We start from the raw sequence: 14,062 nt of genomic DNA, 5'->3' as shown, positions 1-14,062 counted from the left end.
TCAGGAAAGCTTCGCCAGCGCGGGCTTCAGCTTGTCCAGCACATACGGAATCCCGTAAACAGTCGGCGCCCGCAGTGCCGAAATCGTCTCCATGTCCGTCACCAGGTAATTCCCCGCCTTGACCTTCGCGACGAGCTGGTTGGACTCGAACGCCTGCCGCAGATCGGGCGAGGTGAAGGCGATGATCACGACGTCCGCGGCAACCTTGTCGTACTGCTCCGGGGTGAGCGTTCCGGTCGGGCTGCCCGACTCGTTCTTGCTCGCGTCGACCACCGTCGAACTGAGCTTCAACCCGACCGACTGGATCAGCTGCACCGCGAAGTCCTGCTGCGACACCAGGGTGAAAAGCTTGCCCGGCGCGTTGCCCACCGACGCGGTGAAGGTCTTGCCCGCAGCCTTCGGATTGTCCGCCTTGGCCTGGTCGATCGCAGCCTGCGCGGTGTCGATGACCTTCTGCGCGTCAGCGGTCTTGCCGAGCGCCTGCGCCACGACCTTCACGTGCTCCTGCCAGGTCTGCGCCCCCCACTCGGTGGCGTACCCGACCGTCGGCGCGATCTTCGACAGGTTCGCGTATTCCTTGTCCAGCCCGTAGTCCGCGGTCGCCAGGATCAGATCCGGCGTCAGCTTGCCGACCTCCTCCGCGTTGACCCCGTTCGCGGCATCCACGATGCGCGTCTTCGCCGGATCGAGCTTGCCCTTCAGATACGACGGCACCGCGGTGGACCCGGACTTGGTGAAGAACGCGACCGGCGAGACTCCCAGCGCGAGCGCCGCGTCGAGATCGTCAGTCGAGGTCCCGATCACGACCACTCGCTGCGGTGCCTTCTCGACGGTCGCGACACCGAACTTGTGCGTGATCTTCACCGGGAACGCAGCGGAGCCGGCCGCCTGCCCGGCAGCGGCAGGGGCGGACGAGTCCTGCACCGCGCCGCACGCTACCAGCGCGCAGGAGGCAGCAACCGCGAGCGCGACCGCGCCGAAGAACCCCTTACGAGACATAGATGCATCGCCTTTCCCAGGACCATGAGCCAGATGGTAAGGTTTGCCTATCCAAACTAGATAGTCAACCCAGTGCGGCTGTGACCTGAACCGGACAGAAGCCCGGCTGACCGACCCCCGGACCTCCACGTTCCGCCGAGCTGCCGTGGCGCCCTCGACCAACGAGCCTCGTCCTCTCGCAGCCTGAACCTCGTCATCCCCCGCTGCCATCCGATGAATGCGACAGGACTGCACATCCGGCTCGGCTTCGCTGACGGCGGCTCACGCGCGAGTCTCTCGACGGCCAGACAGACCCAAGGTGCTATTTCCAGTCCCATCAGCGCGAGCAGCGGCTAGGCTCATCGGCCTGCCATCCCAGAATCAGGGATGCCTCACCGGTTCTGTCCAGAGCGGGCACTCAGTCGCAGGACAATGGGGATGCCTCCGCACGCAACCTCGACCGTCACAACATATTCCGCCACCGCATTCGCAACCGGTTGCGTCAGCGCATACGCGACCCTTCACCGCCAGGTCTTTCGGGCCGGCGCGGTCGAGGTCGGCACCGCCGGTTCAGGCGTTCGCGTCGGCCGCCAGTATCTCGTCGGCGGTCGCGCGGCCCGACCGGACAGCGCCTTCCATATAGCCGTTCCATTGCACGGCGTACTCGGCACCCGCCCAGTGGATGCGGCCGACGGGGTCGCGGAGGATGTCGCCGTAGCTGGTCCAGACGCCGGGGGCGAAGTGTGCGCCGTAGCAGCCGCGAGTGAATTCCTCGGCGCTCCAGTCCTTCTCCAGGTACGCGGCCGGGTCGGCTGCCTCGTGGCCGAAGTAGCGGACGAAGCAGTCGAGGACCTGTCGGCGGCGCTCGTGGTCGGGCAGTCGCTGCCAGCGCCGGGCTTCGCCGCCTTCGACGAATCCGATGAGGATGCCGACCGCGGCGTCGGGCGGTGACACGTCGAAGGTGACCTTGACCGGGCCGCGGTCGGAGATCGCCTGGCCGTTCCAGCCGGCGTCGCGCCAGAACGGCTTGGGGTAGGCGGCGAAGCACTTGATCACGGTCCCGGCCGGGACGCGCTGCGTGAGCTGGTCGCGCCAGGCGGGCAGGATCGGCTGATAGTCGATGCGGCCGGCGAGCGTCGGCGGGACGGCGACGACGACGCGGGCCGCGGAGACGGACCCGCCGTCGCGGGTGGCGACGGTGACACCGCGACCGTTCTGGAGGATGCGGGCGACGGGCGAGTTCAGCCGCACGTCGAGACCGTCGGCGAGGCGCTCGGAGACCAGGACGGACCCACCGACCACCCGGTCCTTCTGCGCTCCCTGGTCGGTGGAGGCGAGCGTTTCCAGGTCGCCGTTGCTGACCGTGTAGAACAGCGTGTGCAGCAGCGACAGGTCGGAGCCGTCCGCCGAGTAGAGAGCCTCGGCCAGAACACGGAAGTAGCTGCGGCCCGTCGCAGTTTTCAGGTTCCGGCGGACCCACGACTCGTAGGTCTGTCCGTCCAGGCGACCGGCCTTGGGATGGGCCCACGGCCGCGCCGGGTCGATGCTGCGGGCGAGCCTTTCGAAGCGCGCGAGGCCTTGAGCGAGGTCGGCGAGAGCGATCGGGTTCAGCTTCGGCGTCGCTCCCTTGCGGCTGCTCAGGGGCGACTGCTTGCCGCCGAGGTCGAGCAGATGCCGTCCCGCGTCATTCCAGGTAGGGAAGGTCTCCAGGCCGAGCTTGCCGACCAGGGCGTACATCTCGGTGTGCCCCTCGCCGAGCCAGGTGCCGCCGAGTTCGACCGGCGCGCCCTCCAGCACCCCGCCCTCGGTGCGGCCGCCGACGCGGTCTCGCGCCTCCAGCACGGCGACGGTCTTTCCCGCCTCGACAAGCTTGCGCGCTGCGCTGAGGCCGGCCAGCCCCGCACCGACCACCACGACATCGACGTCGTTCATGGCTTTCTTCTCCTCGTTGTCGTTCTTCGTTGCCGGTCCGGGCGGGTCAGGCCCGGCCGTCCGCCGGCCGGGTGCGGGCCTTGGCCACCGCGGCCGCGACCGCCCCGAAGGCCGCGACGACCGGCAGAGCCCAGGGAAGCGAGTTGACCCACTGCGCCGTGCTGGCGGTGAGGGTCGAGTAATTCCGGACCATCAGGCCGACTCCGGCGACGAGGCCCGCGGCGCCCAGCGCGGGCGAGACGATGCTCGCGACGACGGACTCGTGCTCGCGGTTGCGGAGGAAGTAGCTGACGATCGAGATCGCCGCGATCGCCTGGAGGACCACGATGCCGAGCACGCCGAGGCTGTAGAGGCTGGTGCCCATGCCGAGGTACGGGTCCTGGCCCGCCGCGGTGAAGCCGATCGTCGCCGCGGCGACGACGGCGAGCTGGAGCGCGCTGGCGGCGACCGGCGATCCGTAGCGGCGGTGCGTGCGCGCGAAGAGCCGCGGCAGCAGGCCGTCGCGGGCGAGCGCGACGTGGTAGCGCGCCGTGTTGGCGTGGAACGCGAGGAAGGCGGCGAAGAGACTGGTGACCACGAGGATCGCCATCACGTCGGTGTAGGCCGGTCCCATCAACTCGGTGCCGGCCTCGAACATGTAGGTCTTGCCGGTCGCGACGTCGTGGCTGGCGATGCCTTGCGCCCGCTGGACCCCCTCGGCCGCCATGGCCGCCCACGAGGTGATCAGGTAGAAGACGGTGATGATCGCCAACGCGAGATAGGTGGCGCGCGGCACGGAGCGGCGGGGGTTGCGGGCCTCCTCGCCGTACAGAGCGGTCGCTTCGAAGCCCACATAGGATCCGAAGGCGAACATCAGGCTGACCCCGAATCCGGTCCCGAACACCGCGCTGGGCGCGAACACGGCCAACGAGAACCCGTGGAAGCCCTTCTCCGCCAGGACAGCGCCGTTGAACACCATCAGGGTGAGAACCTCCGCGCCCAGGAGGAAACCGAGCACCTTCGCGCTGAGGGTCACTTCGAAGAAGGCCAGGACCGCGACAAGCAGGAAGCAAACCACCGCGCAGGCCTGCCACGACACCGACAGGCCCATCTGGTTGACGACGAGGCTCGCGAAATAGGCCAAGCCGCCGAAGATCCCGACGACCGCGGCGTTGTAGGACAGCAACGCGACGTATGCCGTCGCGCCGCCCGCGTGCCGCCCCAGCCCCTCCCGAGCGTAGGTGTAGAAACCGCCGACATTCACGATCCGCCGGCTCATCCGCACGTACCCGGCGCTGAACAGCGCCAGCACGAGCCCCGCCGCCAGGTACGTGCCCGGCACGCCCGCGCCGTTGCCGAAAGCGATCGCCAAGGTGATCAAAGCGACCACCGCGCCCATCGGCGCCACGCCGGCGAGCACGAAGAAAACGATGTCGGAAGTGCCCATGGCCCCGGGTTCGAGCTTGCTCTCCCGCGCCGGTGACGCATCGATTCCCGCCACGACCCTGTCCTTCCGCTGGGGGTTCCGCGCGGCCGGCCAAGTCTCAGTCAGTCGCACGACTGAGTGTTAGCATGCGGGCCGGGTCACAGCGGCGTCAAGAGATGGGGCAAACTTTCAGTCAGCCGACCGGATTGGAGATCCCGTGGCATACGTCGAAGCCGCCGTGCGGCGGCCGCAGCTCATCGCGGCGGCCCGCACCGCCCTCGCCCGCGACGGAGTCGCGAAGACTTCGCTCCGCGCCGTCGCCGCCGAGGCGGGAGTTCCGCTCGGCACGATGCAATACGTCTTTCCCAGCAAGGAGCTGTTGCTGCGGGCGGTGATCGAGAACGTCGTCGACGAGATCGCCGACGTGCTCAAGTCCCTTGCCGATCCCGACCACGGACTCGAACACGCCATCCGGACCGCGCTCACCAGCTTCTGGAACCAGCTCGTCGAGGCCCACCGGGGACTCCAGCTCATGCAGTACGAGCTGACTGTCTACTCCTTGCGCGCCGCGGGCCAGGAAGAGCTCGCCCGCTGGCAGTACGAGCGCTACGCCACCGTGATCGCCGAGTGGTGCCAACTCGCCGCCAGCAATGCCGGCGAAACCTGCGGAATTCCGTTCGGCCAGCTCGCCCGGGTCATCCTCGCCGGCATCGACGGCCTGATCCTGCAACACGTCTGCGACCCCAACCGGAAACGGTCGCAGGAGAATCTCGATACGCTGATCGAAATGGTCGTCGCCCTCGCCCGCTCCTAGCCGGGAAGGGACGCACGATTCCGGAACGCCGAGCATCCGCTCGGCTCGCGGCCGCGACGGCGCGGCAGGCGGAGAAATCGTCGCCACGGGCTGCCCGGGAACAGCGCACGGGGGCACCAGGTCCAGAAATCTCAACGGAGGACAGTAGCCGCGACACACCTCAATCAGGGGCAGCCCAGGGCCGGCGGTCTCATTCGCTGCGCGGCCAGCCGGACGGCGCCGAGGATCTTTTCATATCCGGTGCAGCGGCAGAAGTTTCCCGCCAGCGGGAAGTGCTGGAGCCAGCCGCGCGCGCCCACGATCAGGCCCGGGGTACAGAAGCCGCATTGCACGGCGCCGGCTTCGACGAACGCTTGCTGGACCGGGTGCGGATCCCCGCCGTCGGCGATTCCCTCGACTGTCACGACCTCGCGGTCCTGAGCCTGTCCGGCCGCGATGAGACAGGAACACACTGGCACGCCGTCGAGATAGACCGTGCAAGAACCGCATTCTCCTTGCTCGCATGCGTTCTTGGCACCGTCGAGCCCCATCCGTTCGCGGAGCATGGAGAGCAGGCTCTCCCCCCGCCCCGACCCCGTCGACCTCTCGGCGCGAGCCGTTGACCGTGGTGGTGATGCGCATCGTTCAGGCTGCCTTCCGGTAGTCGTCCCAGGCCCAGGCGGCAGCGCGACGCGCCATCACCGACAGGGAACGCAGGCGGTATGCGGCGGTGCCGCGGACGTCGTCGATCGGAGAGGCCGCGCGGGTGACGCGTTCGCCGAACTCGCGCACCAGCGCGGCCGGAAGTTCTCCACGCGATTCCCACAGGCCGTGCGCGTCGAGTTCGCCCGCCAGGAAAGCCGCCGCTTCCGGCGCGGTGCGCGGCGTGGGCGCGGCCGAGCCGATTCCGGTGCCCACTGTCCGGCGGTCGAGATGCAAGGCGAACCCGAAGGCGCACACCGAGATCACCATGGCGTTGCCAGCGACAGGACGCGCGTCCGCCCCACTCCCGGGTTGCGGAGTTCGACCTGCGCTCCGGCGACGTCGTGTGCACCTACCTGGAACCGCACCCCTTCGAGTTCTTCAGCGCCCTGCACTTGGGCGCGCAGCGCTTGCCGAACGGCACCACGCTCGTGTGCGAAGGCCTCACCGGCCGGCTCTTCGAAGTGACCTCAAGCGGGCGTACGGTGTTGGAGTACGTCAATCCGCGCTTCGTCCCGTCTCCGGTCGACCCGTCGCGCACCCGGCGAACCGCATGTTCCGGGCCCTCCGCTGCCCGCCGTCCGTCATCGATCCGCTGCTCGCCGGCTCCGCCGGCAGGCGGACTGCGGCCGAATCCGCGGAGAGCGCCTGATGACTGCCCCCGAAGCCGTACGGACCGGCACCGTCCGTTCCGGTGCCGCTGACCTGTATTACGAACTGCGAGGAACCGGTCCCGCATTGGTGTTCATCCCCGGAGCTTCCGGCGACGGCGGTGTCTTCGCCGCGGCGGCCGACCACCTGACCGCGCAGCGCACGATCGTCACCTACGACCGCCGAGGGCGCTCCCGCAGCCCGCGGCCGCACGGCTGGAACCACACCACGGCCGACGAACAGGCGGACGACGCGGCCGCGCTGATCACCGCGCTCGCAACCGGCCCCGCCAACGTGTTCGGCACGAGCAGCGGCGCGACCATCGGCCTGAACCTCGCATTGCGCCACCCCGGCCTCGTCCGGCGCGCAGTGCTCCACGAACCGCCGAAGATCGGGGTCCTGCCCGAACGCGACGACCTGCTCGCCCAGTTGCGCGCCCGCATGGACGCCGCCTGCGCCCGCGGCGGACCGAGGGAGGCGATGGCGGACTTCAGCGGATGGCTGACCGGACGGCGGCGCGAATCCGGCGCAGACCTGGACGAACGAGTCCTGGGCAGCGCGGACGTGTGGCTGAGCCACGAACTGGGCGTGGTCGACCGCTATGACCCGCCCGACGCGCTCTTGCCCGCCCGTCCCGGCTCGATCGTCGTCGCGGTCGACAGCGAAGGAGGAACGGACCTGCACCAAGACCTGCTCGACCACTACAGCCGCACCCTGCACACCTTGGCCGACCGGATCGGCGCCGAATTCCGCCAGCTCCCTGGAGCCCACGTTCCCTACACTACGCACACCGAAGAATTCACCGTCAGTCTCGCCGCTCTGCTCGAAAGCTGGCACCGGTCTCGAGAGCTTCGGACGCCAAGGGGCCTCCCGGGCGCTCGGGACCCTCGCGCCGTAGCTGTTCTAGTAATTGCCGCTGCACGCCGCGTATACGCAAGGGCACAGAATCGTCGCACCTGCATTCCGTAACGTTTCCATCGCTGATGCGCAAACCGAGCCAGCACCGGCATTCCTAGCGCGGGGCCCGGTGCCGAGCTGACATCGGCAACACGACGGCCACAAATCCAACGCAGCCAAGAACCGCGGTGGACCACACCGACGCCCTCGCGTAGCCCTGTGGTCCTGATGAGGCACCAATCGTGTTCAAGACTGCCACCCCGATCGAAGTTCCGACCATCTGGCATGTGCTGAAGAACGCCGACGCAATGCCGCTCTCCTGTGCTCCGACATCTGCTGTCGCAGTACTCATCGCTGTCGGTCCGATCAACGCGGCACCACAGCCGACAATTGCCTCCGCCGGCAAAATGAGTCCCCAGTACGACGAGCTGGGCGTGATTCGGCTCAGCAGCAAGATCCCGACAGCGAGCAGGGCGAATCCACACCCCAGCGTCACGGACAGACCCCTTCGGCGCAACAGCCTGTGCGTGTACTGGATAGCCACCGCAGCGTCGACGGCCAGCAGAGGGATGAACGCCAGTCCCGTCATGAGCGCACTGAACCCCAGTACTTGCTGGAACTGGTAGCTCAAGAGGAAGAACATGCCGAGGAGGCCAAACCCGGCTCCGGCTTCCGAAACGTAGGCCGACAGTCTATGCCGGTCACGCAACATGGCCAACGGCAATAGCGGCTGAGATTTGCCCCACTGGCGGACGACGAACGCGGCAAGAAGCGCCATCGAGACTGCGAATGCGCCCATCACCTGCTCGCTCCACCAGTTCCCGCTGGCACCTGTCGCCAGCGCCCAGACCAATGCGACCAAGCCACCAATGCTCAGCGCCGCGCTCCGGAGATCCAGCCGTACGCTCCGATCCACTGGTTCCCGCGGCAACTGCCTCCAAGCCACGACGACAGCCACGATCGCGATCGGCGTGCTCACGCATACCCACCAGCGCCAACTGGCGAATTCAATCAAGGCGCCGCCAACGACGAGCCCGAAGCCACCGCCGGAGGTGACGATCGCCCCGAACAGGCCGAAGGCGCGCGCACGGTCGCGCGGATCGGTAAACGCACGCGCGAGCACCGAAAGGTTTGCCGGGGTCAAAACCGCTGCGAAGACGCCTTCGGCGGCTCGTCCGGCGATTAGCACCCCGACCTCGCGAGCGGTCCCGACCACCAGGATCGAAGCGGCGAACCCGAGCGCACCAGCGACGATCACGGTTCGCCGCCCAAAACGGTCGACTAGCCTGCCTCCGAGCAGGATGAGGCCGGCTAAGGCCAATGTGTAAGCACTGATGACCCATTGCCTCGACAGGTCGGAAACCTGCAAATCTCGTTGCACGGAAGGCATCGCGACGCTAATCATCGTCGTATCGGCAATGAGGACCAGCTGAACGGCCCCCGCCACCCCGAGCAAGGCCCACGCCGACCGGCCTGTTCTCATCGCGAACGGGGAGCCAGCACAGCCAGCACCGTGCCTTCCCGCACGACCTGTCCGGAGGAAACCGCGAATCGATCCAGCACACCGGCCGACTCGGCCAGCACCGGAATCTCCATCTTCATCGATTCGAGGACCAGGATCGCGTCGCCCGGCGACACAGCCTGCCCTGGTTCCGCGATGATCTCCAGGACGGTGGCCGCCAGCTCGGCCCGAATCTCCTTCACAGCGGGATGTTCCCGTGCTCGCCTCGCCGCGACGGCATCCCGGCCAGCGCCGCGGCCAGTGCGCTACGGGTGCGGTCAGGCTCGATGATCTCGTCCACGACACCTGCCTGTACGGCCGCCGACAGCCCTCCTGCCGAAACCAGGTGCTGGTCCGTAAGCCGCATCTCGACCGCATTCCGGTCCTGAGCCGCCACAGCTGCCAACTCCCTGCGGTGCAGCAGCCGTACGGCCGCCGTCGCCCCCATGACCGCGATCTCAGCCTGAGGCCAGGCGAAGACCCGGTCCGCCCCAAGCCCTCGGCAGTTCATGGCGATGTAGGCACCGCCGTAGGCCTTGCGCAGCACGACAGTGACCCGCGGGACAGTGGCTTCAGCGAAGGCGTGCAGGAGTTTCGCCCCGCGGCGCACGACCCCGCCATGCTCTTCGGCGACCCCGGGCAGATAGCCGGGGACGTCGACGACCACGATCAGCGGCAAGCCCAAGCTGTCGCACAGCCGCACAAAGCGTGCCGCCTTTTCCGCCGACCGCGAATCGAGACACCCTCCCCTGCGCAGAGGATTGCTCGCGACCACACCTACCGACCCGCCACCGAACCTGCCCAGGGTCGTGACGATGCTGCGTGCCCAGCCTGCCTGCAACTCGACCGGTCGGTCGTCGAGAAGGCGGTCGAGGACAGGGTGGATGTCATACGCGCGTTTCGACCGGTCTGGCAGCAGCTCGCCGAAAGGTCGGTCTTCCACTAAGTCCGGCATGGTTCTGCGCGGCGCGCCTAGCAATTCCGCGACAGCGGCCGCCAACCGGTATGCGTCCCGTTCGGTCTCTGCGACGAGATGCGCGACGCCACTCGCCTTGTCGTGCGCCTCGGGGCCGCCGAGGCTGTCCGCGTCGATCTGTTCTCCGGTGACTTCCTCGATGATCGTCGGCCCGGTGATGAAAACCTTTCCGTGCGGAGCCATGATCACTACATCAGTGAGGCCCGGTCCGTATGCCGCGCCGCCTGCCGCCGCGCCGAGCACCACCGAGATCTGCGGGATTCGCCCGGACGCCGCGGTCATCGCGTGGAAGACCCTGGCCACCGCGTTCAAGCTGTGGACGCCGTCCTGAAGCCGAGCCCCGCCGGAATGCCACAACCCGACGATCGGGAGCTTCTCCCTCAGCGCGTGCTGATAGGCCGCGACGATCACCGCGCAGTTGCCCTCGTGCATCGCCCCGCCCTGGATCCGGTGATCCAACGAGAACACGACCGATGGCACACCGCGCAGGTTCGCGGTCGCCCAGAGCGCTCCGTCCCGTCGCTGCCGGACGACAACGGATTCCGCGTCGGCGAGCGCCAGGACGCGCTCGTCAGGCGAGCCTGCTTCAATACCGTCGAGAACGGCGGTCATCGAGTTTTTCCTTTCGTGGTCAGAGAGTCGCGGGCTCTTGCCAGCGCAGGAGGCAATGCCCCATCGCCATGCCGCCGCCGAAGGCCGACAACAGCACGAGGTCGCCGTTTCGCAACGCACCTTCTTGACGTGCGACGTCGAGAGTCACCGGCACGGAAGCGCTGCCGACGTTGCCGTAGCGCTCGACGGTCCGGTGCATCCGCGCCCGGCTGAAGCCCGACTGCATTTCGAGCTCGTCCAGCAGCACGCCGTTGGGCTGGTGAGGAACCACGTGGGCAAGTTCGTCGGGAGTCGCGCCGGCCGCCTTGACTGTCCGCGACATCGCGGCCGGGACGTGATCGAGCACGAATTCTCGAACCTGCCTGCCCTGCATGCGAAAGAAATGCTGCTTGTCGTCGATCGTCCGCTGAGACGCGGGGAGCCGGCTTCCGCCGGCGTCGACACGGATGAGCTGCTGAAGGTCTCCTCGTGCCTTGAGCTCGATGTGCTGGATGCCGTACCCGTCGTCGACCTCCCCCATCACGGCCGCGCCCGCGCCGTCGCCAAGCAGGACCGCGGTGCGCCGATCCGTGAAGTCGAGCGAGCGCGAGTACAAGTCAGCGGCGATCACGAGCACCCGGCGTCGTGCGCCTGCGGCGATCAAGCTCTGAGCGAGTTCGAGTGCGTAGATGAAACCGCTGCACACCACGTTGATGTCAAACGCGGCCGCGTTCCACGCGCCGAGCAGGTTCTGCACCAAGAAAGCAGTAGGAGGCTGCGGAGAGTCCGGAGTCGACGTCGACACGACGATCATATCAATATCGCTGACGTCCAACCTGGCCGCAGCGAGCGCGGCGCGGCCCGCACGAGCCGCCAGGTCGGACGTCGCCTCGTCGTCGGCCGCGAACCTCCGCCCCTCGATTTTGGTCTTGCGCAGAATCCATTCCTCGTCGACGCCGGCTGGCCCCGCGACGATCGCGTTGGAAATCTCTCGTTCGGGCAGATAAGAACCGGTGCCGAGCACACCGATGGCCATACGTCTTCCCCTTCTCGAACCGACCGCGAGCCTGGCTTCGCTCGCCGTGTCACGACGGATATCGGTGAAAACCGATCCCGGTCTTCTTGCCGAGCAATCCGGCGTCCACCATGCGCAGAAGCAGCGGTGGAGCCACGTACTGGGATTCTCGGAACTCGTCGTACAGCGCAGCCGCGACCTGGGCGATGATGTCGAGCCCGATCATGTCGACCAGCGCCAGCGGACCCATCGGATATCCGCAGCCGAGCACCATGCCGCGATCGATGTCGTCGGCCGACCCCACACCGTCGTCCACCATCCGGACCGCGGAGAGCAGGTACGGCACCAGCAGTGCGTTGACCAGAAACCCGGCGCGGTCCGGCGTCCGCACCACTTGCTTGCCCAGCATCCCGGTGAGGAACGACTCAGCCCGCGCCACGGTCTGTTCGTCGGCAAGCAAGGTCGAGATCAGCTCGACAAGCGGCATCACCGGCGCCGGGTTGAAGAAGTGGGTGCCGACAACCCGGCTGGGCCGGGTGGTCGCCCGCGCGAGGCGCACGATCGGAATCGAGGACGTGCAGGACGCGAGCACAGCGTCGAGGTCCTCGACGGTCTTGTCCAGCTCGCCGAAAATCTCCTGCTTGACAGACTCGTCTTCCCGTACGCACTCGACGACGAACTGCCGGTCGGCCAATGCGCTGAAGTCGGTGGTCAACCTGACTCGTGCCAGTGCCGCCACTCGCTCAGACTCGGACAACCGTCCTTTCCGGACACTGCGATGCAGTGAATTCGCGAGCTTCGATCGCGCGCTGTCGACGGACAGCTCTTGCCGGCCGACCAGCACGACGTCGAGCTTCTTCCGGCCACACAGCTCCGCAAGGCCGACACCCATCAAACCGCACCCGACCACTCCGACCCGACGTACGTCGTCCACGCAAACCTCCCAGAGCGTCCGGCGGCTACCTCCTTGATTGGTACGCGGGACGGGGAGCTGCAGCTATCCGATGCACGCAGCAAGAAATCCAAGTGGCGAGCCGCAGCGCGATGCGGACCGCAGCGAACGCGCCACGGACTACACGCGCGGACTCTCGATAACAGCTCCAAAATCTCAGCCGGAACCACGCAGAAGCAGAGCCCGTTTCGCCGCCGAGTTTCGCGCGAAGCAGGCAGGAAAGTCGCCGGGGCGAAAACTCGCTCCTCGAATACCGGCCGTGAGAAATGCGGGGGGTAAGACTTGCCCGAAAGTACGCCACCACGACGGCGACCACAGGCGCTGCCTGACCAAACCGTGCGGCAGCTGCCGACCGCTCAGCGAGACCGAGTGAATCCGATTAAGTCAGCGGCCATCACATTCACCAATGCGCTGTCAGCGAAGGCGCACGATCAGTAGGCGTTGTTCAATATCTCGATAACCTCGTCCGCGCCGCTGACCGGCCGCGGGTTCGTCGCGACGATCAAATCGGCCATGGCATCCCGCGCCAGATCCGGGAAGCTGTCGCGGCTCACCCCGACGTCGCGTAGCCTCGTGGGCAACCCGAGCGACCGGACGAACCTGCGAATCAGCTCGGCAGCACCGACCTCGGCGGATTCGCCCATCTCGCGCGCGAAGATCTCCGCGATCTCCCGTTGCCGCGCCTCCGTGTGCGTGAGATTGAACTCGAGCACGGTCGGCAGCATGACGCACGAGGTAACGCCGTGCGGCACGTCGCAGCGGGCGCCCAGCTGGTGCCCGATGCCGTGGCTGAGCCCGAGACTGACGTTCATCAGACCGAAAATCGACTCCCAGGCCGCGACCTGACAGTGCCCGGCCGCATGCAGGTCGGAAGCGTCGCGCACGGAGACCGGGAGATACCGTGCCAGGCGGCGAAGCGCGTCGGCGCAGAGTGCGTCGGTGATCGGTTGCGCGTCGGTGGAGCACAGGCCTTCCACGGCATGGTCGATCGCACGGATCCCGGTCGACGCCCACAACTCGCGAGGGGTGTGCCTCGCCAGCTCGGAGTCGAGCACGACCATCCGCGGCGCCAAGCTCGGCGTGATGTAGAGATCCTTCACCTTGCGCACAGTGTCGGTGATCCCGATGATTCCGGTGAATTCGCTCGCCGACAGAGTCGTCCCCACCGCGAAGTGGGGCAGATGCGGCGCGCTCGCCGCGGGCATCTTGATCTTGTCCGGATATTCGAACACCACACGCCAGGAGAGCAAATCCTCCCGCGTGCGGACTCCCTCGGCGAGACACAACTGGACCGCCTTCCCGAGGTCGACCGCGCTCCCCCCTCCCACGCTGAGAATCCCGTCCGCCCCCGCTTCCCTGGCGGCGGCGGCCGCGGCGAGCACCACTTCGTCCGGGACGTGGGGGCGACCGCCGGTGAATACCCCGGCCACCCGCCCTCCGGTCGCGCGCGCGGCCGTCGTTCGCACGTCGATCTGCCGATCGAGGCTCGGCGACGCCACCACGAACAGCCTGCCCACCTCCAGCCGGGCGCACTCGTTCGCCAGCGAAGCCATCGCACCCGCGCCGAACAGCACCCGCTCCTGGGGAACCGAATCGAACCGCCCCGCGGGCGGAGGGGGCGTCGAAACCGAGCTGCGAGTAGGCATGGGACCTCCTGGAAGACGTGGTC

General features: G+C 67.6%; 11 protein-coding genes and 2 pseudogenes. 2 read left to right on the top strand and 11 right to left on the bottom strand.

Going from position 1 to position 14,062, the window contains the following annotated elements; genetic code table 11:
- From SSMG_RS12740 to SSMG_RS12730, 3 genes and pseudogenes are all read right to left on the bottom strand, one after another.
- Positions 1-999, bottom strand: coding sequence for an ABC transporter substrate-binding protein (locus SSMG_RS12740; RefSeq protein WP_037713507.1), 999 nt, complete (start codon positions 997-999; stop codon positions 1-3).
- Between the two features lie 549 nt (positions 1,000-1,548).
- Positions 1,549-2,913 (bottom strand): annotated as a pseudogene (locus SSMG_RS12735) (flavin monoamine oxidase family protein); the annotation flags it as partial.
- 43 nt (positions 2,914-2,956) lie between these two features.
- Complete coding sequence (locus tag SSMG_RS12730; RefSeq protein ID WP_050788163.1) at positions 2,957-4,390, bottom strand: APC family permease; 1,434 nt, start codon at positions 4,388-4,390, stop codon at positions 2,957-2,959.
- 142 nt (positions 4,391-4,532) lie between these two features.
- Here SSMG_RS12730 and SSMG_RS12725 point away from each other — a divergent pair, with 142 nt between their 5' ends.
- The gene (locus tag SSMG_RS12725) at positions 4,533-5,129 is read left to right on the top strand and encodes a TetR/AcrR family transcriptional regulator (protein WP_009076306.1); all 597 of its coding nucleotides are present in this window, start codon (positions 4,533-4,535) and stop codon (positions 5,127-5,129) included.
- 164 nt (positions 5,130-5,293) lie between these two features.
- On the opposite strand, the pseudogene SSMG_RS12720 reads toward SSMG_RS12725, so the two are convergent.
- Both SSMG_RS12720 and SSMG_RS12715 read right to left on the bottom strand, forming a co-directional pair.
- Positions 5,294-5,750 (bottom strand): annotated as a pseudogene (locus SSMG_RS12720) ((2Fe-2S)-binding protein).
- A gap of 3 nt (positions 5,751-5,753) precedes the next feature.
- Positions 5,754-6,080 (bottom strand): hypothetical protein, encoded by a 327-nt coding sequence (locus tag SSMG_RS12715; protein WP_009076304.1) that lies wholly within the window; start codon positions 6,078-6,080, stop codon positions 5,754-5,756.
- 381 nt (positions 6,081-6,461) lie between these two features.
- Here SSMG_RS12715 and SSMG_RS42330 point away from each other — a divergent pair, with 381 nt between their 5' ends.
- On the top strand, positions 6,462-7,430 hold the full coding sequence (locus SSMG_RS42330) for an alpha/beta fold hydrolase (protein ID WP_009076303.1): 969 nt from the start codon (positions 6,462-6,464) through the stop codon (positions 7,428-7,430).
- A 43-nt stretch (positions 7,431-7,473) separates the two neighbouring features.
- Here the strand turns inward: SSMG_RS42330 and SSMG_RS12705 are convergent, their stop codons facing one another.
- From SSMG_RS12705 to SSMG_RS12680, 6 genes are all read right to left on the bottom strand, one after another.
- Complete coding sequence (locus SSMG_RS12705) at positions 7,474-8,841, bottom strand: MFS transporter (RefSeq protein WP_009076301.1); 1,368 nt, start codon at positions 8,839-8,841, stop codon at positions 7,474-7,476.
- Entirely contained in the window at positions 8,838-9,062 is a 225-nt protein-coding gene (locus SSMG_RS12700) for a biotin/lipoyl-binding carrier protein (RefSeq protein WP_009076299.1), read from the bottom strand. The genes SSMG_RS12705 and SSMG_RS12700 overlap by 4 nt, the downstream gene beginning before the upstream one ends.
- The gene (locus SSMG_RS12695; RefSeq protein ID WP_009076297.1) at positions 9,059-10,447 is read right to left on the bottom strand and encodes an acyl-CoA carboxylase subunit beta; all 1,389 of its coding nucleotides are present in this window, start codon (positions 10,445-10,447) and stop codon (positions 9,059-9,061) included. The genes SSMG_RS12700 and SSMG_RS12695 overlap by 4 nt, the downstream gene beginning before the upstream one ends.
- A 19-nt stretch (positions 10,448-10,466) precedes the next feature.
- Positions 10,467-11,462 carry a 3-oxoacyl-ACP synthase III family protein gene (locus tag SSMG_RS12690; RefSeq protein WP_009076296.1) on the bottom strand — a complete coding sequence of 332 codons (996 nt, stop codon included), beginning with the start codon at positions 11,460-11,462 and terminating at the stop codon, positions 10,467-10,469.
- Between the two features lie 49 nt (positions 11,463-11,511).
- Positions 11,512-12,375: a 3-hydroxybutyryl-CoA dehydrogenase gene (locus tag SSMG_RS12685; RefSeq protein ID WP_009076295.1), complete on the bottom strand. Its 864-nt coding sequence runs from the start codon at positions 12,373-12,375 to the stop codon at positions 11,512-11,514.
- Between the two features lie 449 nt (positions 12,376-12,824).
- Entirely contained in the window at positions 12,825-14,039 is a 1,215-nt protein-coding gene (locus SSMG_RS12680; RefSeq protein WP_009076293.1) for an iron-containing alcohol dehydrogenase, read from the bottom strand.
- Positions 14,040-14,062: the final 23 nt, after the last annotated feature.

Source organism: Streptomyces sp. AA4, from assembly GCF_000158875.1.
Taxonomy (GTDB): Bacteria; Actinomycetota; Actinomycetes; order Mycobacteriales; family Pseudonocardiaceae; genus Amycolatopsis.
The sequence above is the reverse complement of the archived record's forward strand: the minus strand, read 5'-3'. Positions and strand labels throughout refer to the sequence as shown.

Coding starts and splice junctions, on each gene's coding strand:
- SSMG_RS12740 (WP_037713507.1), bottom strand. CDS start 999: ATGTCTCGTAAGGGGTTCTTCGGCGCGGTCGCGCTCGCGGTTGCTGCC.
- SSMG_RS12715 (WP_009076304.1), bottom strand. CDS start 6,080: ATGGTGATCTCGGTGTGCGCCTTCGGGTTCGCCTTGCATCTCGACCGC.
- SSMG_RS42330 (WP_009076303.1), top strand. CDS start 6,462: ATGACTGCCCCCGAAGCCGTACGGACCGGCACCGTCCGTTCCGGTGCC.
- SSMG_RS12705 (WP_009076301.1), bottom strand. CDS start 8,841: ATGAGAACAGGCCGGTCGGCGTGGGCCTTGCTCGGGGTGGCGGGGGCC.
- SSMG_RS12695 (WP_009076297.1), bottom strand. CDS start 10,447: ATGACCGCCGTTCTCGACGGTATTGAAGCAGGCTCGCCTGACGAGCGC.
- SSMG_RS12690 (WP_009076296.1), bottom strand. CDS start 11,462: ATGGCCATCGGTGTGCTCGGCACCGGTTCTTATCTGCCCGAACGAGAG.
- SSMG_RS12680 (WP_009076293.1), bottom strand. CDS start 14,039: ATGCCTACTCGCAGCTCGGTTTCGACGCCCCCTCCGCCCGCGGGGCGG.